Annotated in this window: 23 protein-coding genes; 11 read left to right on the forward strand and 12 right to left on the reverse strand. The window is 57.8% G+C overall.

Going from position 1 to position 21,419, the window contains the following annotated elements:
* The first annotated feature begins 1 nt into the window (after position 1).
* The 5 genes from F0320_RS20260 to acpT are packed head-to-tail and all read left to right on the forward strand — an operon-like array spanning position 2 to position 4,215.
* Positions 2 to 1,171 carry a beta-ketoacyl-[acyl-carrier-protein] synthase family protein gene (locus F0320_RS20260; protein ID WP_126330598.1) on the forward strand — a complete coding sequence of 390 codons (1,170 nt, stop codon included), beginning with the start codon at positions 2 to 4 and terminating at the stop codon, positions 1,169 to 1,171.
* Positions 1,168 to 1,641, forward strand: a complete 474-nt coding sequence (locus F0320_RS20265; protein ID WP_126330596.1) for a 3-hydroxy-fatty acyl-ACP dehydratase — start codon at positions 1,168 to 1,170, stop codon at positions 1,639 to 1,641. Before F0320_RS20260 ends, F0320_RS20265 begins: the two co-directional genes overlap by 4 nt.
* Positions 1,638 to 2,369 carry a 3-ketoacyl-ACP reductase FabG2 gene (locus F0320_RS20270; RefSeq protein WP_032662188.1) on the forward strand — a complete coding sequence of 244 codons (732 nt, stop codon included), beginning with the start codon at positions 1,638 to 1,640 and terminating at the stop codon, positions 2,367 to 2,369. The genes F0320_RS20265 and F0320_RS20270 overlap by 4 nt, the downstream gene beginning before the upstream one ends.
* Complete coding sequence (locus F0320_RS20275) at positions 2,366 to 3,595, forward strand: beta-ketoacyl-ACP synthase (protein WP_047652915.1); 1,230 nt, start codon at positions 2,366 to 2,368, stop codon at positions 3,593 to 3,595. Before F0320_RS20270 ends, F0320_RS20275 begins: the two co-directional genes overlap by 4 nt.
* Before the next feature lie 2 nt (positions 3,596 to 3,597).
* The gene (gene acpT / locus F0320_RS20280; RefSeq protein ID WP_047652916.1) at positions 3,598 to 4,215 is read left to right on the forward strand and encodes a 4'-phosphopantetheinyl transferase AcpT; all 618 of its coding nucleotides are present in this window, start codon (positions 3,598 to 3,600) and stop codon (positions 4,213 to 4,215) included.
* Here acpT and arnF read toward each other — a convergent pair.
* The 8 genes from arnF to F0320_RS20320 all read right to left on the reverse strand — a co-directional run bounded on the left by arnF (position 4,163) and on the right by F0320_RS20320 (position 12,369).
* A complete protein-coding gene (gene arnF, locus F0320_RS20285) occupies positions 4,163 to 4,552 on the reverse strand; it encodes a 4-amino-4-deoxy-L-arabinose-phosphoundecaprenol flippase subunit ArnF (RefSeq protein ID WP_047652917.1) in 390 nt (129 codons plus the stop codon). The genes acpT and arnF overlap by 53 nt on opposite strands.
* Positions 4,549 to 4,887 carry a 4-amino-4-deoxy-L-arabinose-phosphoundecaprenol flippase subunit ArnE gene (gene arnE, locus F0320_RS20290; RefSeq protein ID WP_161785598.1) on the reverse strand — a complete coding sequence of 113 codons (339 nt, stop codon included), beginning with the start codon at positions 4,885 to 4,887 and terminating at the stop codon, positions 4,549 to 4,551. The genes arnF and arnE overlap by 4 nt, the downstream gene beginning before the upstream one ends.
* Positions 4,884 to 6,539: a lipid IV(A) 4-amino-4-deoxy-L-arabinosyltransferase gene (gene arnT, locus F0320_RS20295; RefSeq protein WP_047652919.1), complete on the reverse strand. Its 1,656-nt coding sequence runs from the start codon at positions 6,537 to 6,539 to the stop codon at positions 4,884 to 4,886. The genes arnE and arnT overlap by 4 nt, the downstream gene beginning before the upstream one ends.
* Positions 6,536 to 7,438: a 4-deoxy-4-formamido-L-arabinose-phosphoundecaprenol deformylase gene (arnD, locus tag F0320_RS20300; RefSeq protein WP_047652920.1), complete on the reverse strand. Its 903-nt coding sequence runs from the start codon at positions 7,436 to 7,438 to the stop codon at positions 6,536 to 6,538. The genes arnT and arnD overlap by 4 nt, the downstream gene beginning before the upstream one ends.
* Positions 7,435 to 9,417, reverse strand: a complete 1,983-nt coding sequence (gene arnA, locus F0320_RS20305) for a bifunctional UDP-4-amino-4-deoxy-L-arabinose formyltransferase/UDP-glucuronic acid oxidase ArnA (protein ID WP_047652921.1) — start codon at positions 9,415 to 9,417, stop codon at positions 7,435 to 7,437. Before arnA ends, arnD begins: the two co-directional genes overlap by 4 nt.
* The gene (gene arnC, locus F0320_RS20310; RefSeq protein WP_047173971.1) at positions 9,414 to 10,397 is read right to left on the reverse strand and encodes an undecaprenyl-phosphate 4-deoxy-4-formamido-L-arabinose transferase; all 984 of its coding nucleotides are present in this window, start codon (positions 10,395 to 10,397) and stop codon (positions 9,414 to 9,416) included. The genes arnA and arnC overlap by 4 nt, the downstream gene beginning before the upstream one ends.
* 1 nt (position 10,398) lies before the next feature.
* Positions 10,399 to 11,538: a UDP-4-amino-4-deoxy-L-arabinose aminotransferase gene (gene arnB / locus F0320_RS20315; protein ID WP_047652922.1), complete on the reverse strand. Its 1,140-nt coding sequence runs from the start codon at positions 11,536 to 11,538 to the stop codon at positions 10,399 to 10,401.
* Between the two features lie 324 nt (positions 11,539 to 11,862).
* Positions 11,863 to 12,369: a phenolic acid decarboxylase gene (locus F0320_RS20320; RefSeq protein WP_126330594.1), complete on the reverse strand. Its 507-nt coding sequence runs from the start codon at positions 12,367 to 12,369 to the stop codon at positions 11,863 to 11,865.
* A 98-nt stretch (positions 12,370 to 12,467) separates the two neighbouring features.
* Here F0320_RS20320 and F0320_RS20325 point away from each other — a divergent pair, with 98 nt between their 5' ends.
* Both F0320_RS20325 and F0320_RS20330 read left to right on the forward strand, forming a co-directional pair.
* Positions 12,468 to 13,349, forward strand: a complete 882-nt coding sequence (locus F0320_RS20325; protein WP_047652925.1) for a LysR family transcriptional regulator — start codon at positions 12,468 to 12,470, stop codon at positions 13,347 to 13,349.
* Between the two features lie 32 nt (positions 13,350 to 13,381).
* Entirely contained in the window at positions 13,382 to 14,176 is a 795-nt protein-coding gene (locus F0320_RS20330) for an SDR family NAD(P)-dependent oxidoreductase (protein WP_047646797.1), read from the forward strand.
* A 5-nt stretch (positions 14,177 to 14,181) separates the two neighbouring features.
* On the opposite strand, the gene F0320_RS20335 is transcribed toward F0320_RS20330, so the two are convergent.
* Complete coding sequence (locus tag F0320_RS20335; protein ID WP_126330592.1) at positions 14,182 to 14,709, reverse strand: NlpC/P60 family protein; 528 nt, start codon at positions 14,707 to 14,709, stop codon at positions 14,182 to 14,184.
* A 239-nt stretch (positions 14,710 to 14,948) separates the two neighbouring features.
* Between F0320_RS20335 and F0320_RS20340 the strand changes: the two genes are divergently transcribed.
* A complete protein-coding gene (locus F0320_RS20340; RefSeq protein WP_014885577.1) occupies positions 14,949 to 15,611 on the forward strand; it encodes an HAD family hydrolase in 663 nt (220 codons plus the stop codon).
* 60 nt (positions 15,612 to 15,671) lie between these two features.
* Here F0320_RS20340 and F0320_RS20345 read toward each other — a convergent pair whose 3' ends face one another.
* Entirely contained in the window at positions 15,672 to 16,697 is a 1,026-nt protein-coding gene (locus tag F0320_RS20345) for a TerC/Alx family metal homeostasis membrane protein (RefSeq protein WP_126330590.1), read from the reverse strand.
* A 68-nt stretch (positions 16,698 to 16,765) separates the two neighbouring features.
* Positions 16,766 to 17,164 carry a potassium channel family protein gene (locus F0320_RS20350; protein WP_047652928.1) on the reverse strand — a complete coding sequence of 133 codons (399 nt, stop codon included), beginning with the start codon at positions 17,162 to 17,164 and terminating at the stop codon, positions 16,766 to 16,768.
* Between the two features lie 316 nt (positions 17,165 to 17,480).
* On the opposite strand from F0320_RS20350, the gene F0320_RS20355 reads away from it, so the two are divergent.
* Positions 17,481 to 18,815, forward strand: a complete 1,335-nt coding sequence (locus tag F0320_RS20355) for an MFS transporter (protein WP_047652929.1) — start codon at positions 17,481 to 17,483, stop codon at positions 18,813 to 18,815.
* A 37-nt stretch (positions 18,816 to 18,852) separates the two neighbouring features.
* Here F0320_RS20355 and F0320_RS20360 read toward each other — a convergent pair whose 3' ends face one another.
* Entirely contained in the window at positions 18,853 to 19,590 is a 738-nt protein-coding gene (locus F0320_RS20360) for an IclR family transcriptional regulator (RefSeq protein WP_047652930.1), read from the reverse strand.
* Positions 19,591 to 19,759: 169 nt separating this feature from the next.
* On the opposite strand from F0320_RS20360, the gene F0320_RS20365 reads away from it, so the two are divergent.
* Together F0320_RS20365 and F0320_RS20370 are read left to right on the forward strand one after the other, a co-directional pair.
* Positions 19,760 to 20,452: an RraA family protein gene (locus tag F0320_RS20365; RefSeq protein WP_126330588.1), complete on the forward strand. Its 693-nt coding sequence runs from the start codon at positions 19,760 to 19,762 to the stop codon at positions 20,450 to 20,452.
* The gene (locus tag F0320_RS20370; protein ID WP_126330686.1) at positions 20,452 to 21,390 is read left to right on the forward strand and encodes an NAD(P)-dependent oxidoreductase; all 939 of its coding nucleotides are present in this window, start codon (positions 20,452 to 20,454) and stop codon (positions 21,388 to 21,390) included. Before F0320_RS20365 ends, F0320_RS20370 begins: the two co-directional genes overlap by 1 nt.
* Positions 21,391 to 21,419 lie beyond the last annotated feature (29 nt).

Below are 21,419 nucleotides of genomic sequence, written 5' to 3' on the forward strand. Positions count from 1 at the left end.
GATGATCTATATTTCCGCTGTTGGCATGGTCAACGCGCTGGGCAACTCGCCTGACGAGATTGCCGCGAATCTGGTGGCAGGCGTCGCGCCGGGTATGCACGCCCGGACCGGCTGGCTGCAGAATTTACCCGAAGCCGTTCTGGGCGGCGTGGAAGGCGAGCTGCCGCCCGTCCCGGACGCCTTCTCCGCACACCGCACCCGCAATAACCAGCTGCTGCTGGCCGCGCTGGCGCAGATTCAGCCCGCCGTTAACGAGGCCATCGCCCGCGTCGGTCGCGACCGCGTGGCCGTGGTGCTGGGGACCAGCACCTCCGGGCTGGATGAGGGCGATGAGCACGTCAGGCGCATGACCGACGGCGAGGCCAGCACGCGCTGGCAGTATCCGCAGCAGGAGCTTGGCGATCCGTCCCGCTTCCTCGCCAACTGGCTTCAGCTCGAAGGCCCGGCCTACACGATCTCCACGGCCTGCTCCTCCAGCGCGCGGGCGATGATCGGCGGCAAACGTCTGATTGAAGCCGGGCTGGTGGACATCGCCATTGTCGGCGGGGCCGATACCCTGAGCCGGATGCCCGTCAACGGTTTTAACAGCCTTGAATCCTTCTCCCCCACGCTCTGCGAGCCGTTTGGTCGCGACCGCCGGGGGATCACCATCGGTGAAGCCGCCGCGCTGATGGTATTGAGCAGGGAGCCCGCCGACGTGGCGCTGCTCGGGACGGGCGAATCCAGCGATGCATACCATATTTCCGCTCCGCATCCGCAGGGCGAAGGGGCGATAAGGGCTATTACTCAGGCGCTTAACGAAGCGGGTATGCAGCCGCAAGATATCGGCTACATCAACCTGCACGGCACGGCCACGCCGCTCAACGATCAGATTGAATCGCAGGTAGTTCACGATCTCTTCGGGGAAAGCGTGCCGTGTAGCTCAACCAAACACCTTACCGGCCACACGCTGGGCGCCGCCGGTATTACCGAAGCGGCCCTGAGCTGGCTGATGCTGACGCGCGACCTGCCGTTGCCGCCGCAGGACTTCGCCCGCTACGCGCCGGACGACACGCTGGCGCCGTGCGGCCTGCTGCACCAGCGCACCGCTCTGAAAAAGCCGGTCATTTTGTCTAACTCGTTCGCGTTTGGCGGTAACAACGCCAGCATTCTGCTGGGGAGAGCCTCATGAGCTACTTATCACCCGAAGCCTATTTGCCACACGAGGCGCCGATGATGCTGCTGGGGTCCGTTGAGAACGTTTCGGACGACACGGCGGTCTGCCGCGTGGCCGTCAACGGGCAAAGCGTGCTGGCGCCGTTTCTCAATGCCGATGGCGACCTGCCGGGCTGGTACGCGCTCGAGCTGATGGCGCAAACCGTCGGCGTCTGGTCAGGCTGGCATCGCCAGCAGCAGGGGCAGGATCATATCGCGCTGGGCATGGTGCTCGGCGCGCGCGAGCTGATCTGCGCCAGCGGGCGTTTCGCCGCGGGCCTGACGCTGGATATTACCGTTAAGCTGCTGATGCAGGACGAACGCTTCGGCAGCTTTGAATGCGCGATTTCCGCTAATGAAGAGACGCTGGCCACGGGCCGGGTCAATACCTTCCAGCCGAGCGCAGAAGAATTAACATCGCTTTTTAATCAGGGATCTAACGCATGAGTCGTTCCGTACTGGTCACAGGGGCCAGCAAAGGCATAGGGCGCGCCATCGCCCGCCAGCTTGCCGCCGACGGGTTTACCGTAGGCGTGCATTACCATCGTGATGCCGCAGGCGCGCAGGAGACGCTGGACGCCATCACGCAGGCGGGTGGCAACGGTCGTTTACTCGCCTTTGATGTGGGCAACCGCGAACAGTGCCGCGAGGTGCTGGAGCAGGAGATTGAAGCCCATGGCGCATGGTATGGCGTGGTCAGCAACGCCGGAATTACCCGCGACGGCGCCTTTCCGGCGCTGAGCGAAGACGACTGGGACAGCGTGATCCACACCAATCTCGACAGTTTTTATAACGTCATTCACCCCTGCATTATGCCGATGATTGGCACCCGTAAAGGGGGGCGCATTATCACCTTATCGTCCGTGTCCGGCGTGATGGGCAACCGCGGACAGGTGAACTACAGCGCGGCCAAAGCGGGCATTATCGGCGCCACCAAAGCGCTGGCGATTGAGCTGGCAAAACGCAAAATCACCGTCAACTGCATTGCCCCGGGGCTGATTGATACCGGCATGATTGAGATGGAAGAAGCCGCGCTGAAGGAAGCCATGTCCATCATCCCAATGAAACGTATGGGCCAGGCTGAGGAGGTCGCCGGGCTGGCAAGCTATCTGATGTCAGATATTGCGGGCTACGTTACCCGCCAGGTCATTTCCATTAACGGAGGCATGCTATGACGCGTCGCGTGGTGATTACGGGCATGGGCGGCGTGACCGCCTTTGGCGAAAGCTGGCAATCCGTTTCCAGCAGGCTGCTGGCGTATGAAAACGCGGTGCGTAAAATGCCGGAATGGCAGGTGTATGATGGCCTGCATACCCTTCTGGGCGCACCGATCGATGATTTCACGCTGCCGGAACACTATACCCGCAAGCGTATTCGCGCCATGGGCCGGGTATCGTTGATGTCGACCCGCGCCACCGAGCTGGCGCTGGAGCAGGCGGGCCTGATTGGCGAAGCGGTGCTCACCAACGGTCAAACCGGTATCGCCTACGGTTCTTCGACTGGCAGTACCGGGCCCGTCAGCGAATTCGCGACCATGCTCACCGAAAAGCACACCAATAACATCACTGGGACAACCTACGTCCAGATGATGCCGCACACCACGGCGGTGAATACCGGCCTGTTCTTTGGACTACGCGGCCGCGTCATCCCGACCTCAAGCGCCTGTACCTCCGGCAGCCAGGCGATTGGCTACGCCTGGGAGGCCATTCGCCACGGGTATCAGACCGTCATGGTCGCGGGGGGCGCTGAGGAGCTGTGTCCGTCTGAAGCGGCGGTATTTGATACGCTCTTCGCCACCAGCCAGCGCAATGACGCGCCTAAACATACCCCGTCGCCATTTGATACGCAGCGCGATGGTCTGGTGATTGGAGAAGGCGCAGGCACCCTGATTCTGGAAGAGCTGGAGCACGCCAGAGCGCGCGGGGCCACGATCTACGGCGAAATCGTGGGCTTTGCCACCAACTGCGACGCGGCCCATATCACTCAGCCTCAGCGTGAAACCATGCAGATTTGCATGGAGCAGTCGCTGGCCATGGCGGGATTAAACGCCCGGGATATGGGGTATATCTCCGCGCACGGTACCGCCACCGATCGCGGTGATATCGCCGAAAGCCTGGCCACCGCCGCTATCTACGGTGACAGCGTGCCGGTTTCCTCGCTGAAGAGCTATTTTGGCCATACGCTGGGTGCCTGCGGCGCGCTGGAAGCGTGGATGAGCCTGCAGATGATGCGTGAAGGCTGGTTTGCCCCGACGCTCAATTTAACGCAGCCGGATGAGCAATGCGGTGCTTTGGATTATATTATGGGAGAAGCCCGCCAGATTGACTGCGAGTATTTGCAGAGCAACAACTTCGCGTTTGGCGGCATCAACACCTCGATCATCATTAAACGCTGGGCGTAACTATGTACCAGTTTGTACTGGGAAAAATCTCCACCCTTTGCGCGGACCCGCTGGCGTCAGCGCTCGCAGACAGGGCGCCTCAGGGTGCCCGACAGGCCTCCTGGCTGGCCGGGAGGACGCTGCTCGCCAGAACGTTATCCCCTCACCCGCTCCCCGACATCATTTACGGCGAGCAGGGGAAACCGGCCTTTGCGAAGGGTCATCCGCTGTGGTTCAACCTGAGCCACAGCGGTGACGATATCGCCCTGCTGATGAGCGATGAAGGTGAAGTCGGCTGCGATATCGAAGTGATTCGCCCGAGAAAGAACTGGCAGGCGCTGGCTAATGCGGTATTCAGCATGACGGAGCATGACGAGCTGGAGCGAGAAGCGCCCGAGGAACGGCTTTCCGCCTTCTGGCGTATCTGGACGCGGAAAGAAGCGATTGTAAAACAGCGTGGCGGCAGCGCCTGGCAGATTGTCAGCATCGACAGCACGGCGCGGACGCACGCGGTCAGCCAGCTACAGGTCGGCTCCCTGAGCCTTGCCGTCTGCACAGCAACCCCTTATACCCTGACCCACGAGTCGATTATTCACGTTGGGACGTGCGGGGCAGAAAAATCACCAGCACACCCAGAATAATAAACCCGACGCCCACCAGCCCGTGCCAGGAGAAGCGTTCTCCCCAGCCGGGCAGTAGAATCGCCGCGCCCCACACCAGAATATAGCTGAGGCTCAGCAGAGCATACGCTTTGCTGAGCGCCATGCGATGCAGCGCCAGATACCAGCAGCCCATCGAGGCTACGTACCCCATCAACCCCAGCAGCAGCGCGCCCGTGCCGGACGAGAAGTGCCACAGCGCGGAAACAAACGCCAGAACATTACTGACCGGTGGCAATGCCTGCATGGCATTGCGCAGCAACAGCTGCGCCGCGCTGACTAACAGCACGCTGCATAAGGCCCAGAACGCGCCTTTCACAGGCTCCCTCCCAGGATAACAATCCCAATGATGATGAACCCCACCCCCAGCCAGTGATGCGCAGCAACGTGCTCACGCCAGAACGACTTCGCCGCCAGCGTCACCCAGACAAAATTGAGGCTCAGCATAGGGTACGCGATGCCGACAGGCAGACGTTGCAGCACCACCAGCCAGACCAGCATCCCGCAGCCCAGCGCCAGCAGCGCCAGGCCAAGCCACAGCGCGATGTGCGTCCCGCGCCGCCCGGCTTTCGCCGGGCGGGTAGCCTGTTTCTGACACAGCTGCCCCGCGCAGCTGAGCATGCTTGCCAGTATTAGCCAGATCCAGGTCATCACTTCGGCAGATACTCCAGCAGGGCCAGACGCCCCTGGATATAGAGATTGTCCGGCTGCGGTAAATTCGCCCGTGAAATATCGTCGCGTTTTGAGAGCAGCATGACCAGCGACACGCGTCCCTGCTGACGATGCGTTGCCAGCCACTGCGCGAAGTCGTCCTCACTGACAAAACGATCTTTCACATCGGGATAATCCAGCCCGTAGCGCAACTCACCGCTCTGACCAAACAGCGTGATGTCATTGCGCTTCAGCTCCCACGCAAGGCCCGCGGCCACGCCCACGTTATTGGCCAGCACGAATCGGCTTTCCTGAAGCGGCTCGCGCACGGTATCAACCAGCGACTGTGGCTGTTTGGAATCCACCACCAGGTTAGGAATGGCAAAACCAATCAGCAGCGCCAGCCCCGCGGGGCACAGTGCCGCCAGCCACCAGCGCTGCTGGCTCTGTCGGAACGTAAACCAGCCTACCGCGGCCCAGATGAGGAACGCCACCACCGCGCAGAACACTTTATACAGTTCGACCGACGTCCAGACCGGATGTTTAGACAGCCCCCACGGCGAGACCACCAGCGCCGCCGCCACGCCGATAACGCCAAACGCCAGGTTAATCCCGCCGTTAATGCGTAACGCTCTGGCACCTTTTTCCGCCGCGAGGCAGGCATAGCGCGCCATCAGGATCGCCAGCGGGGCAAAGCACGGCAGGATATAGGTCGGCAGCTTGCCTTTGGCGATGCTGAAGAACAGCAGCGGCATCACCACCCACCCCAGCAGATAGAACCCGCCACCCGCGTTTTGTCTGTCATTCCAGCCGAGACGAAACGCGCCGGGCAAAAGCGCCAGCCACGGCAGGCTGCCCGCAATCAGGAACGGTATGTAGTACCAGAACGGGGCTTTGTGCTGCGCGTCGCTCTGGGCAAAACGCTGAATATGTTCCACCCAGAAGAAATAACGCCAGAAGTCAGGCTCACGGTGCGCAATGGCCAGCCCCCACGGTAGAACAATCAGCACGCAGCTCAGGATCGCGAGCCAGCCAAAAATCAGCACCTCTTTCCAGCGCTTCTGGGCGATCACCCACGGCAGCACGCCAATCACCGGTACCGCCAGCGCCAGGAAGCCTTTGGTCATCACCCCCATCCCGCAGGCCAGCCCAAGCAGCACATAGCCGCCCGCTTTTCCGGCAACGGTTTGAGCCTGTGAGGCCAGCCAGAAGCTGCACATCGCCGCCACCAGCCACAGGGTGATGATAGGATCCAGCACCGCATACGTGCCGATGCCATACACCAGGAACAGGGTCAGGAAGATCAGGCCGGAGAACAAGGCAACACGTTTATCCCGCCAAAGACGCCAGGCCATCCAGATGACCAGCAGCGCGGCTAAGCCAGTAGAGAAGATAGACCCGGCACGCACGGCGAGGTTCGTGTGCCCGAACAGCATCTGCCCGATGCTGTTGATCCAGTAGCCGGCAATCGGCTTTTCAAAGTAACGCAGCCCCAGAAAATGCGGGACTACCCAGTCTCCGGATGCCAGCATTTCGCGGCTGATTTCCGCATAGCGCGTTTCATCAGGCTGCCAGAGCAGGCGGATATCGACCGGAATGAGGTAGTAAACGATAAACAGTGCGAGAAGCGCTAAGCCATAACGGGCTATTTTCATGGGACCGGACTCACGGTTTGTTGATAGCCAAGCCAGCCCTCCCGGCCAGCCATTTCATTACGTACGACTTTGCCCACGGGCAGGGTGCTGAGATCGTCCGGCAGCAGCTCGCTCAGCGGGCAGAATTCAATGCCCTCCTGAGCGGCCATGGTCAGCAGTTCATCGAAATCATGCTGATACGCAATCCCTTCCACTTCGGCATGGATGGTATACACCGGCGTGCCGGCGTCACGATGAATGCGGTCCAGAATGTAGCGATTGAACTCATCCGCCTTCACCTCGCGCCCGACCACTTCATCCCAGGTGGGAAGCGTAACCGGAATTTGCACCGTACCGTAGCGATTTTCGCCTAACAGCGGCAAAAAGGGCCCGGTTCCGCGACAGTCGCTGTTGTAGCGAAACGCAAAGGCTTCTTTGGCCTTCACGACGCGCTGATCCGCACGCCATCCCGCCACGGCGGAGCAGCGCACGGGCTGACCGGTAATGGCCTCCAGCTCCAGCATCCCACGCTCGACCTCACGGGACAGGCGCGGGATATCCCAGACGCCCGCCCAGGCTTGCCAGGCATGGTGGTCCCAGGCGTGCAGACCGACCTCATGATGCTGCGCCGCCTCGCGGATAACGGCTTCATTACCCGCGCCGATGCGTCTGCCGGGCCAGGCGGTGCCGGCCAGCAAAATATCCCAGCCGTAGAGGGATGCTGCGCGCGAGCGCAGCATTTTGAACAGAAATGCCGGTTTAATCAGACGCCATAAATGGCGTCCCATGTTGTCAGGCCCCACGCTGAAGAAAATGCTGGAACGCACATCGTGTTTGCTCAGCAGTTCCAGCAGTTTGGGTACGCCGTCACGCGTTCCCCTGAAGGTGTCGACATCAATGCGTAAACCGACTTTTTTCATGAGGCCTGTTCCGACAGCTCCACGGTGCGCAGGAAGAAATCGAGCGTTTCATCAATGGTCTGCTCCATCTTGACCGTCGGCGTCCAGTTCAGGCAGCGCTTCGCGTTGCGAATGCTTGGCTTACGGTGCTCAACGTCCTGGTAGCCCTTACCATAGTAGCTGCTGCTTTCCACTTCGCGGAAGCCGGCAAACGGCGGGAACTTGTCGCGCAGCGGATGGCGCTCAAAGCTGGCCAGCAGCATCTCGGCCAGCTCGCGAATGCTCGCTTCGTTTTCCGGGTTACCGATGTTGATGATTTCGCCGTTGCAGCGGTTATCTTTGTTTTCGATGATGCGGAACAGCGCTTCAATACCGTCGCTGATGTCCGTAAAGCAGCGTTTCTGTTTCCCGCCTTCGATAAGCTTAATTGGCGAGCCTTCCACCAGGTTGAGGATCAGCTGGGTGATCGCACGGGAGCTGCCGATACGCGCCGCGTTCAGGTTATCCAGACGCGGGCCCATCCAGTTGAACGGACGGAACAGAGTGAAGCGCAGGCCTTCTTTCTCACCGTAGGCCCAAATCACGCGGTCCAGCAGCTGTTTGGAGACGGAGTAAATCCAGCGCTGTTTGTTGATCGGCCCGACCACCAGGTTGGAGGTGTCTTCATCGAAGTTCTTATCGGTACACATGCCGTACACTTCAGACGTGGACGGGAAGATGATGCGCTTGTCGTATTTCACGCAGTCGCGGATGATCTTCAGGTTCTCTTCGAAGTCCAGCTCGAACACGCGCAGCGGGTTACGGGTGTACTCGATTGGCGTGGCAATGGCGACCAGCGGCAGCACCACGTCGCATTTTTTAATGTGGTATTCAATCCATTCGGAATGGATACTGATATCCCCTTCCACGAAGTGGAAACGCGGGTTATCGAGGAAACGGCTGATGGCATCCGCGCCTATATCCAGACCGTAGATTTCGTAGTTATCGTCTTTAAGCAAACGTTCCGTCAGGTGGTTACCGATAAAGCCGTTCACGCCGAGGATCAGCACGCGGGTGCGGCGCTTGATGGCAACCACCGGCGCGCTGGTAATCAGCGCCCCGGCCACCAGGCCAAGAGACTGTGCCAGCTGCGTGCCCTGCACGTACAGGCCGTTGTCGGTTTGTCCGGTGACGATCTCCAGCGCCTGCTCGCCGCAGCTCACAATCAGCGGAGAGACAGAGACGACGGTGCCCGGTTTGGCAGCAGGAATATCGTCACGCACGCGGGATTTCCAGACGATAAATTTGCTTACGCCCGCAAAGCTGTACGCGCCCGGCCACGGGTCGGTCACGGCACGCACCAGGTTGTGCAGCTGGCGGGCAGGCTTGTTCCAGTCCAGACGACCATCTTCCGGCGCGCGGCGGCCAAAGCTGCTTGCCTTACTTTCGTCCTGCGCGGTCTCGCTGAAGGTGCCGTTGAGGATGACTGGAAGCGCATCACGCAGCAGCGTCTGTGCCGACGCATTCAGCTTTTGATGCAGCTGTAGCGCCGTTTCGTCCGCATCAATAGCGACCTTCTGCTGCGCCACGATAGCGCCCGCGTCCGCACGGCGCACCATGCGGTGCAGCGTCACGCCCGTTTCCGTTTCACCGTTCACCAGCACCCAGTTCAGCGGGGCGCGGCCACGGTAGGCAGGCAGCAGAGAACCGTGAAGATTAAAGGCGCCTTTTGCGGCCAGACCTAAGATCTCGTCGGAAAGCAGGTTGCGATAGTAGAACGAGAAAATTACATCAGGCGCCAGCGCGCGGATGCGCTCCACCCACAGCGGGTGGTTGACGTCGTCCGGAGCATAAACCGGGATCCCGCGCTCGGCGGCGATACGCGCCACGGAGCCAAAAAAGTTATTCTCTCCGGCCGCGTCCGGATGGGTAAAGATTGCCGCAATGTCATAGCCCGCTTCCAGCAGGGCCAGCGTGCCCGTGCACCCCATATCGTGATAGGCAAATACAACAGCTTTCATGGGTGAATTTCCTCTTGAGATGCTTTGTGTTCCTGACGGACAACACGTTGAATAAAGTAGCGCGGACGCGCGCGAACATCGTTATAGATACGGCCAATGTATTCACCGAGAAGGCCCATCCCGACAAACTGGGCGCCGATGAACATAAACAGCACGGCAAAGAGCATGAAGACCCCTTCCGCCGCCCACTGGGGGCCAAAGACCAGTCGCAGCACCACCAGCAGGACAGACAGCGCAAAACCGGCCACGGCGATGATGCTGCCGAACACGCTCAGCAGGCGCAGCGGCGTAGTGGTCAGGCAGGTGATGAGGTCGTACATCAGGTTGATGAGACGCATAAAGCTGTACTTCGACTCCCCGTGCTCGCGCTCGGCGTGCAGAACCGGAATTTCCGTTGCCTTGCGGGCAAAGGTGTTGGCGAGGATCGGAATAAAGGTGCTGCGCTCATGGCAGTGCAGCATCGCGTCGACAATATGGCGGCGGTAGGCGCGCAGCATGCAGCCGTAATCGCCCATCGCTTTACCGGTCGTGCGCTGGATAAGACGGTTGATGGTGCGAGAGGCCAGCTTGCGGAACAGGCTGTCCTGACGGTTCTGACGTACCGTGCCGACCACGTCATAGCCTTCATCGGCTTTGGCGACCAGGCGCGGGATCTCTTCCGGCGGGTTTTGCAGGTCAGCGTCCAGGGTGATGACCAGATCGCCCGTGACGTGGCTAAACCCCGCCATAATCGCCGAGTGCTGGCCGTAGTTGCGGTTGAGCAGCACAGCCACAATGTGGCTGCCTTCGGCCTGTGCGGCCTGGGTCAGCATCAGCGCGGAATTATCGCTACTGCCGTCATCCACCAGCAGAATTTCGTAGGCCTTGCCCATCGTGTCGCAGGCGGCCGTTGTACGGCGGATCAGTTCGGGCAGGCTCTCCTGCTCGTTATAAACCGGGATTACCACGGAAACTTTTTGTACAGGCGGTGCACTGAACATATCAATGTCCTGCAAGCTGATGGAGTGCGGTAATGACGCGGGTCGTGTCGTCATGAGTCATGTCCGGGAAAAGAGGGAGAGAACAAATACGCGCGCTATTCCATTCAGAATTCGGAAGCGATACATCAGGAAAACGCTCGCGGTAGTATTTTTGGGTGTGCGCCGCGCGGAAGTGGAGGCCGGTACCGATGCCTTTCTCTTTTAGCGCCGCCATCAGGCTGTCGCGTGAGATCCCGCAGCGCGCTTCGTCAACGCGAATAATGAACAGGTGCCAGGCGTGCACGTGCGGCCATGACGGAACGGTGAGCGGCTGGAACGGCGTGTCGCCAAGCTCCAGAAGGTAGCGTTCGGCGATTTCCTGGCGGCGCCTGTTGGCCTCTTTCAGCTTGCCCAACTGCACCAGCGCCAGCGCGGCGTTGATGTCCGCCAGGTTGTATTTATACCCAGGCGCGATCACTTCCGCCTGCGGCGCGCGGCCGTGCGTCTGGCGGTCATAGGCGTCTACGCCGAGGCCATGGAATTTCAGACTGCGGATCCGCTGTGCCAGCCGGGCATTATCCGTGACGACTAAGCCGCCTTCCGCGCAGGTCATATTTTTAATGGCGTGGAAGGAAAAAATCGCCGTTCCTTTCCAGCCCACATGACGGTTCTTGTAATACGTTCCGGCGGCATGGGCCGCATCTTCAATAACCGGAATACCGTGACGTTCACCGATGGCATGGATAGCGTCGATTTCACACGGCGCACCGGCATAGTGAACGGGAATAATGGCTTTAGTGCGCGGGGTAATGGCGGCTTCAACGGCTTCTGGCGTCACCATTAGTGTATCTTTGTCCACATCAATCATGACCGGCGTGGCGCCCAGCAATACGATCATATTCAGCGTGGATACCCAGGTCTGGGAAGGGGTAATAACTTCATCACCCGGGCCAATCTCCAGCGCCATCAGCGTGACGTGCATGCCCGCGGTAGCTGAACAGACGGCAATCGCATGCCGATTCCCGGTAAGTTGACAAAATGCCTCTTCAAGTTCCTGATTCTTAGGCCCAGTGGTGATCCAGCCGGAGGTTAAAACCTCCTGCAACGCCGCTAATTCCTCATGACCCATCGACGGGCGGGAAAAAGGCAAAAAATCACTCATCATTAATTTCCTTGCAATAAGAATGGCACGCGCTTGATATTACCCAATTACTTTTTCGTTTATTTCAACGAACCATAAACTCATATCAAGGTATCGTTCATTTCTTAGGGAAAAATTAAGATGTGTATTGCAGAGGTAACAAAACCAATTACATCTCATTTATAAACAATGCTTTAGATAATTATGAATTATTTATTTCGTGATCCAACTCAATTTTTACAAGATGTAATTTTTAAACCAAGCATAAACAAACAAAAAAAATCCCGGTTATTTCTTTAAAAGAAGAAATAACCGGGAACTTTTCTTTTTAGTTAATTGTCGCGCTTATTTTAAGTTATCTGGAAAGTTTTCCGGTAACTCGCTGGCCGCGCAGGCAATCACGCTTTCATCATTGGCGCCGCAGTCGCGAACAAAGGTGATCGTAGCAAATTCATCAATCACTTCCGTTGGATACGCCGGACCCGCATCGCGATAGCTGTTCATCAGCGGAATGTGATCGTTCTGGAAGCAGACGGTTTTTTCCGGGTTATTCATAACCCAGCGCGGGAAGAAGATGGTGCCATGGAACAGTTTGTCGCCCAGGTTGACGATCAGGCTAACGTCGGTACCGGTTGGCTCAGTCCAGGAAATTTTGTAGATGCTCTCCCCTACCCGCACGATATAAGCCTGCTGATCTTTAACCCAACGGTTGCCTACAAGACCGCTGTGAATACGATAGTCGAGGGTGTTTTCATTTTTGACGTAAATCTCGTAGTTCCAGCCGTTGTCGTAGGTATAAACAAGGTGTTTGCCAACGAAGCCGCTTAAGTCGTGTTTGTCGAAGGTGTTCATAAATGTCTCCTTTGTTTTGATGAGAAGATTGTACCCCTTCAAAAAATGAATGAATAACGCTATGTTTTAATCAAATTCATCCAAATATTAGATAAATCATGCATAAGACGACGCTTGAACAATGGTCCTTACTGGAAAAGGTAGTTGAGGCGGGCAGCTTTGCCAGAGCAGCGGAAGAAACGCACCGCAGCCAGTCTTCGGTGAGCTATAACCTGTCGCTGCTGCAGGAGCGGCTGGGCGTGGCGCTTCTGGTGCCGGAGGGACGACGGGCGGTGTTAACGCCGGCAGGAGAGCTTCTTCTCAACCAGGTTAAACCGCTGCTGAAAGCGTTTTCGTACGTCGAGACGCGCGCAGCGACCCTTCGAAACGGGATGCGCACGCGGTTAGATCTGGTAGTGGACTCCATTTTCCCGCGCCGCCGCCTGTTCGCTATTCTTCGTCAGTTCCAGCAGCAGTATCCGCAAACCCGGGTCCGTCTGACCGAGGTGCTGGAAAATACCCGCGCCGATGCCATTAACGACGAAGCCGATGTGATGGTCTTAACCCGCCGCCAGGACATTACCGGGCTCGGCGAATGGCTGATGAATATCGATTTTGTTGCCGTGGCCCATCATCAGCATCCCCTGTTTCGCCTCGATGCGCCGCTAAATGATGAGATGCTGCGCCCGTGGCCGCTCATCCAGATTGCGGACAGCCAGCCCGCCGCGCGTGCTGCCGGCGAGTCGTGGACCTTCTCCACCATCGATGCCGCCATAGAGGCCGTCGTCTCTCAGGTCGGCTACGGCTGGCTGCCAGAGGAACGCATCCAGACCCAGCTGGATCAGGGCGTACTGAAACGCCTGCCGCTGAGCCATGGCGCGCGCAGGGCAACGCCGCTTCACCTGATAGTTAAGCGTTCCCTCGCCCCGCTTGATGAACAGGTTGAGACGCTATTGCGCCTTTTTAGCCAGAAGCCGTCATCCCCACCTGCTACGCTTTAAGGTCCGAACGTTAAAACGATAAGGAGCAGATGATGAAAATCGACTTTGCGGGGAAAGTGGCGCTGGTGACCGCCTCAACCGGCGGGATCGGGTTCGCCATTGCCAGAGGTCTGGCAGAAAGCGGTGCGGAAGTGATCGTCAATGGCCGCAGCACGGAATCGGTGAATAAAGGCATTCAGCAGCTCCAGCAGGTGGTGCCGGGCGTACAGGTGCGCGCCGCGATTGCCGATCTCAGCACGGCGGAAGGGGTCGAGTCGCTTCTGAAGGTAGCGAATAACGTTGATATTCTGGTCAACAACGCCGGGATTTACGGTCCGCAGGATTTCTATGCCACCGACGATGAGACCTGGGAGCGTTACTGGCAGACCAACGTGATGTCCGGCGTGCGTCTGTCCCGCGCCCTGCTTCCGGGCATGGTGCAGAAAGGCTGGGGACGCGTGGTGTTTATCTCCTCCGAGTCGGCCTGCAATATTCCGGCGGATATGATCCACTACGGCGTGACCAAAACGGCGCAGCTCTCGCTGGCGCGCGGGCTGGCGAAGTTCGTGGCGGGGAGCGGCGTGACGGTCAACAGCGTCCTGCCGGGCCCAACGATGTCTGACGGTTTCGCAGAGATGATGAAAGATGAAATCGAAAAAACCGGCAAATCGCTGGAGCAGCTGGCGAAAGAGTTTGTGATGGCCAACCGCCCCAGCTCGGTTATCCAGCGCGCGGCCACGGTTGAAGAGGTGGCCAATATGGTGATTTATGTCTGTTCGCCCCAGGCCTCCGCTACCTCGGGCGCGGCGCTGCGCGTCGACGGTGGCGTCGTGGATGACATCATCTGATGCTGTCAGGCCGCGCTGCCTGCGACCCGACGGGCGGTAATGTAGTGTGCCTGCCAGTAATCATCCGTCAGGGTTGAAACCGTTACGCCCTGACTGGTTGAGGCATGAATAAACTGGTTTTCGCCAATATAAACGCCGACGTGCTTGCGGTTCGGGCCCGTCTGGAAGAAGACCAGATCGCCGGCTCTCAGGCGGTATTGCGCCACCTGCACGCCGCGATGGATCTGTTCACTCGTCGTGCGCGGCAAATTAAGATGCGCCGCATCGATGAACAGATGCTGCATCAGCGCGGAGCAATCTACCCCGCGATGCGTGGTTCCGCCCCACCGGTACTGGGTGCCTTTCCACTTCTGGTATTGATCGAGAATACGCGAGCGCAGCGGGCCTGTTTCCTGATGCACCAGCGCAGATTTCGCCGGTGATGCTGCCAGTTCGCTGTTCATCGATAACATCGACGCTGGCAGTTGAAAGCTGAACGCAGAAAACGAAGCAAAACTTAACGTGAGGATTGAAATAAGCGATCTAAGTGTCATATCAAGAAAGAAGTAGTGAGTGAGTTTTTCCTTACCTGTGGGGGCCAATGGTTCCCCTAAATATCTTGCGATGTGGCGATAATATAGACAGCTCGTTTTTTCACCAATTGTTATCGAGGCCAAAAATGGACTCACCTTGAGATCGCAAGATCGAGAAAAAAAGAGTGGTGGTATAAGGACTGTCCAGCTAAAGCAGGTAAACTGATCCGCAGAATGTGTATTTCAGCTAAGACGTATTTATGACCAATATGATTGCCGATGAGACGGTGGCTAAATCCAGCGTGCTCTCTGTCTTTGACTTTGACGGGACATTAACGCACCACGATAGCTTTATTCCTTTCCTGCGTTTTGCCTTCGGTAAACGCTACTTCGCGGGCCGCCTGGTGCGCATGGCGCTGCCCACGCTCCACTGCGTGCGTCGCAAGCTGACGCGCGATGAGCTGAAGGAAGTGCTGATTAAAACCTTCCTGACGGGCGTGGATGAACACTGGCTGCGCCAGCAGGCGGAAGCCTTTTGTGAAAAATACTGGAACAAGCTGATGCGCCCTGAAGGGGTTCTGGCGGTGGCGGCTGAGGTAAATTCCGGTGCGGAGGTGACCATCTGTTCCGCGTCCCCGGCGCTGGTGCTCCAGCCGTGGGCTGACAAACTGGGCATTAAGCTGATTGGCACGCAGCTGGAAGTGAAAGACGGCAAGCTGACGGGGCGCATCACGGGCAATAACTGCCGCTGCGCCCAGAAGGTGGCAAGGCTGGAAAAAGTGTATGGCGATCTGAACGCCTATCACCTGCGCGCCTGGGGAGACACCCGCGGCGACCACGAGTTGCTGGCGGCGGCGCAGGATCCACACTGGCGGCACTTCCACCACCCGCGCAAGCGTCGGAATTCACCGATTAAGGGTTAGGTGCGGTCTGGTGCCCTCACCCCGTCCCTCTCCCACAGGGAGAGGGAGAAAAACGATGCATCAGGCCTCACGTTTTCCCGGGAACATCACGCTCGCAATAATCCCCAGGGCCAGCACGCCGAGTACCACAAACAGACTGGCCGTGGCGCCAATGCTGTAACCGTGATGCCAGAAGTGATCGGTGGCATTTAAACCGAGCTTGAACGCCACGAAGAACAGCAGCAGAACCACGGCTTTCTCAAGGTGCACCAGATACTGCTTCAGCGCTTCCAGCACGAAGTAAAGCGTACGCAGGCCGAGAATGGCGAACATCATGGCGCTGTAGATAATCAGCGGCTCGCGGCTCACGGCAATAATGGCCGGCACGGAGTCAAACGCGAACATGACGTCAGAAAGCTCGACGACGGCTACGCAAAGCAGCAGCGGCGTCGCATAGCGCTTCGCCTTCTTCACGCGTCCGACCATCACGTCCTGGTTTTCCGGCTTTTCAAGCTCCGCATCCACCTCTTTCTGGGTCAGAATAAAGGCGTTGCTGCTGATTTTCGGCCAGACCGGATAGAAGCGCTTCACCAGGCGATAGGCGAGATGGCCAGAGTAATCTTCCACTTCGTCGCTCTCTTCATTGCGCCTGAGCATCATCACCGCCGTCCAGCCGACGACCAGCGCGAAGATCACCTCAACGTACGGCCCCAGACTCAGCAGGCTGGTGCCAATAGCCACAAAGATGCCGCGGAAGACAATCGCCCCCAGCACGCCCCAGTAGAGCACGCGGTGACGGTACTTATCCGGCACGCCGAACCAGGCGAAGATTGCCATCATCACGAACAGGTTATCGACGGAGAGCACCTCTTCCAGCGCATAGCCGGTAAGGAACAGGCTCGCAATCTCGGCGCCGTGGTGAACGTACAGGAATCCGGCGAAGGCCATCGCCATCATGACCCAGAAAACGGACCACATCGCCGCGCTTTTCAGCGAGATCGGTTTATCGTGACGGTGCATAAAGAGGTCGATAAACATCGCCCCAACGGCCATCACCACGAAGACAACAACGGTTTCCGTCGGGAAACCGAGATGAGCAGCAGACATACACAACACCATACAAACTGACAAAAGCCAGTAACAGAAAAGGATCGTTACTTTAGCACACCCGTCGTCTAGCCGCTCATACCGCGCAAGCGCTGCAGCACCGCCACCAGAACCGCCACAGACCAGCCCACCATCAACGCGCCCACCAGCCCTTCCACACCGCCGATGAGCCGCCAGTGCTGGGGTAACGTGACGTCGCCGTATCCCACGGTGGCGTAGCTGACCAGTGAAAAATAGAAGCTGGTGTTCCAGTCATTAAACGCGTCGATGACAAAATAAAACCCAGCAAACAGCCCGGCCTCAAGGAGATGGGCGAAAATCATGGAGATCACGATACCGACATTGCGTAAAACAATGCGTACCGCAGAATCGACTTCTAATTTGATGAATTTTAAAACGCCAAACATCCACAGCGAATGGATCACCACGGTTAGGGTAAGCAAAATAATAATACTGAGTAGCTGCATGATGCGTGCTCGACCAAAAGGAATATGGCCCCGCTAACGCCGCGGGACATCTGGTCGAAGCTTAGTAGAAGGGAGAGCAAAAGTTGGTGCAATAATTGCGTTGCGTGACTATTTCTCTGCCAGCGCGTCCTGCTTGCGGCTGGTTAGCAGCTAAAAGCGATGTATCCGCAGCGCGCTATCTGTGAGTCACCTCTTATTTACATCATTTAAACCTTCCATTAACTGGATAAAAATAACGCACCGTCGCTATAGTGGTTTTGTTTAATAAAACTGAGTTGTACCTAATAAAACAAAGAACAAACCCTGCGAGGACACAATGACAGAACATTTACGTAACGGCGCTACCGCCACCGAGGACATAGAAAGAGAGACGATGCGAAAGGTGATCTGGCGTATTCTCCCGTTTCTGATTGTCAGTTACCTGGTCTCCATTATCGATCGCGGGAATATCGGCATGGCTTCGCTGCAGATGAATGAGGACCTTGGCCTCAGCAAAGCCGCGTTTGGCTTCGCCAGCAGCCTTTACTTCGTGGCCTATTTTTTGTTTGAGGTACCCAGCAACCTGGCCATGCAGAAAGTCGGCGCCCGGCTGTGGATCCCGCGCATTATGATCAGCTGGGGCATCGTCTCCATGTGTATGTCCCTGGTGCAGAACACCACATCGCTCTATATCGTCCGTTTTCTTCTCGGTGCTGCAGAGGCGGGCTTCTTCCCGGGCGTCGTGCTGTATCTGACCTGGTGGATCCCGTCCCGCTACCGCGCACGCATTATTGCGTCCTTTATGGTCGCCATCCCGCTCGCTAACTTCATCGGTTCCCCGCTTTCCGGATTGATACTGTCACTGGATGGCTGGCTGGGTCTTCGCGGCTGGCACCTGCTGTTCATTATTGAAGGCTTGCCGGCGGTGCTGCTGGGTATTGCGGCCTGGTTTATTCTCCGGGATCGCCCTCATCAGGCGAACTGGCTTAGCAGCGAACAGAAACAATGGCTGGAAACCACGCTGGAAACCGAGCGCAATCAGCAAAAGAATATCGGACATCAGACCACGTGGCAGTTGCTGAAGCATCGCCAAATCTGGCTGATGGCGCTGATTTACGCCGGAGCATCGTCCGCGGGCACCACCATCAGCGTCTGGTCTCCTCAACTGCTGAAATCCTTCCATCTCGATAATCTTGAGACAGGTCTGCTTAACGCTATTCCTTACGGTCTGGCATCGGTTCTCATGATTGTATGGGGACGGAACTCCGATCGTACCAACGAACGCCGCTGGCATACAGCGCTGACGCTGTTCATGATTGCCGCCGGCGTGTTTGCCGCCTTTGCGAGCGTCTCGCTGTCTGCCACGATCGTCATCCTCAGCATTATGCTGATAGGCGCTTATTCAATGAAAGGGCCTTTCTGGGCGCTGGCGTCCGGTTGGATGAGCAGTACCTCAGCGGCGGCGGGACTGGCCGCGATCGGTGCCATTGCAAACCTGATAGGCGGGGCAGTGATGGTAAACGCGTACGGCATTATCAATGAGCGGACGGGTAGCTACACGCTGGCTATGCTTCCGCTGGCCGTGCTGTGCGTGGCCGGGGGTATCGCGGTACTCATCATAGGACGGCAGGCTCGCAACGCTCAGCTACACGAAAAACAGGTCACGCATTAGTGATGACAGGAGCGGGACAAATGTCCCGCTCCTGCGTTTAAAGATTTTCTTCCGCCGCGTCGCTCGTTTCACCAAAGAACTGCTGACAGAAGGGCTTACTGGCACCCATTTTCTGCGACAGACGGCTTGCAGCCGCCTTCATCAACTGGCCTATCTCCTGCTCACGACGATCTTCCGTCAGCCGTGAGATGGGGCCGGTCAGGGCTAACGCCGCTACCAGCTTGTCGTGAACGCCGAAGACAGGCATCGCAAACGCGGCGGTGTGGGGATCGCGTGCGCCTGACGTGTAGAAAGGAAGTTCAGCGTCTTCCTCCGGCAGGCTTTCATTGAGCCCCCAATGGCGTAATACCTTACTGATGGCTGAATTATCGAGCGGGAACTGGCTGCCGGGAAGATTGCTGTGCCGCAGGCCGTGCGACGCTTCAGCGCGAAACAGGCAAAGGCGTTGCCCTCCCTCCAGCACATACCAGCTGGCACTCTCCTGAGACGCCAGAGATAAGGCCTGAAGCTCTGGCTGAACCACCCGGGAAAGATGGAAAGATTGTTCATACAGCTTGCCAAGGTAAAGCAGACGTGGGCCAAGCGCATAATTGCCGTCTTCATGCCTGACGACGTAATTCATCCGTTCAAGAGAATTCATCAAGCGGTAAACCGTGGTTTTGTGATAACCCGACAGCTGTGCCAGCGCGGTCAGCGTCAGGCTCTCATCCCCAGGACGGAAGCAATCCAGTAAAGCCAGCGCTTTTTCAACCGCTACAACGCCTTCATTCCCCATCATTATCTCCTTGTTAGCCCGGCAGTGAGTGTACCTCAAATTTTGTGAGTCACTTCGTGTTTACATCACAAACGCCACCTCGGGTCTGGCTAAAAGGAAAGCAACACCGCTATAGTTGTTTTGTTCTGTACACCTGCATTGTACTCAGTAAAACAATATGGAGGCATTTATGTCCGTTACTGAAAAAAAACCGATTAATCGCCAGTTCGAGCGCGTTTCTGCCGAGGACGTTCGTCGGGCTGCCGAGTATCAGGCAGCTATTCTGGCCGACGTGGCCGGTCGCCGCGGTACGCTTCATGGCCGCATCAAACCACTGGCCCCACATATGTCCGTTGCGGGTCCGGCCGTCACCGTGGAAGTCCGTCCGGGAGATAATCTGGCGATTCATGCCGCGATGGCGGTTGCGCAGCCCGGCGATGTCCTGGTCGTCGATGGCAAAGGCGACCTGAGCTGCGCGCTGCTTGGCGAAATCATGGCCACTCAGGCTCAGGCGAGCGGTATTGCGGGCATCATTATTGACGGCGCTGTACGTGACGCCGATACCCTGAGCAAAGGTCACTACCCTGTCTTTTCTGCCGGTCTGAACCCCTGCGGCCCGACAAAGTTAATCTCTGGCCGGGTTAATCATCCCATTTCAGTCGCCGGGGCGACGGTTCAGGCCGGGGATCTGGTTGTCGCGGATATCGACGGCGTGGTCGTTATCCCGCGCGATGAGGTTCAGGAGGTTATCGCGCTGGCAAAAGGAAAGCTGGAGATGGAGACCCGACGTCTTGCCGCCATCCGTGAAGGCGATTTACGTCCACACTGGCTTGATGACGCGCTTCGTAAGGCAGGTATGTTAGCTGACGGGGAGACGCTGTGATGGGGGGCAAAGACGTAGTACTGGTTACCGGAAGCGACCTGGCGGAGCAGGCCATGGTGATGTTGCAGGGCTTTGAGGTAGTGTTTGCGGGCCGCCAGCCCACAGAAGATGACCTGATCGCGCTGTGTGAACGACACAATCCTGTGGCGATTCTGGTACGTTACGGCCGGATCACCGCGAAAGTCATGGATGCTGCCCCGGCTCTGCAGGTTATTTCCAAGCACGGAAGCGGGATCGATGTGATAGACCAGACGGCAGCGGCCGAGCGCAATATCGCCGTACGCGCTGCGCCAGGCGCAAACGCGGCGGCAGTGGCTGAACATACCTGGGCGCTGATCCTCGCCTGCGCAAAGTCAGTGGTGCCTCTGGACAAGCGGCTGCGGGACGGGCACTGGGATAAGGCGACGCATAAATCCATTGAACTCGAGGGCTTAACGCTGGGGTTAATTGGGTTGGGTGCTATCGGCTCGCGCGTGGCGACTATTGGTCACGCTTTCAGCATGAAGGTGCTGGCTTACGATCCCTATGCTAAGTCCATGCCTGCCCTGTGCGAACGCGCAGAAACGCTGAACGGACTTCTTTCCCGTTCCGATGTCATCTCTTTGCACTGTCCGCTGACCAATGAGAATCGGGGGATGATCAATAGCGAAACGCTCGCACACTGCAAGCGGAACGCCATTATGGTCAATACGGCACGCGGTGGACTGATCCACGATGAGTCGTTACTGGCGGCGCTCAGGGATGGCACTCTGCACAGCGCCGCGCTGGACAGCTTTCCCCACGAGCCGCTGACCGCGCCGCACCTCTGGCAGTCCGTAGAAAACGTGGTTATTTCACCGCATATTGGCGGCGTTACCGCAGCGTCATATATCAGGATGGGGACAGTGGCCGCGAGCAATATTCTGGCCGTGACGGACGCAACCACCGTCAGCTCGTAAAGCCAACCGCGACGAGTGGCAGCGCGCTT

The sequence above is a fragment of the Enterobacter dykesii genome (assembly GCF_008364625.2).
Lineage (GTDB): Bacteria > Pseudomonadota > Gammaproteobacteria > Enterobacterales > Enterobacteriaceae > Enterobacter > Enterobacter dykesii.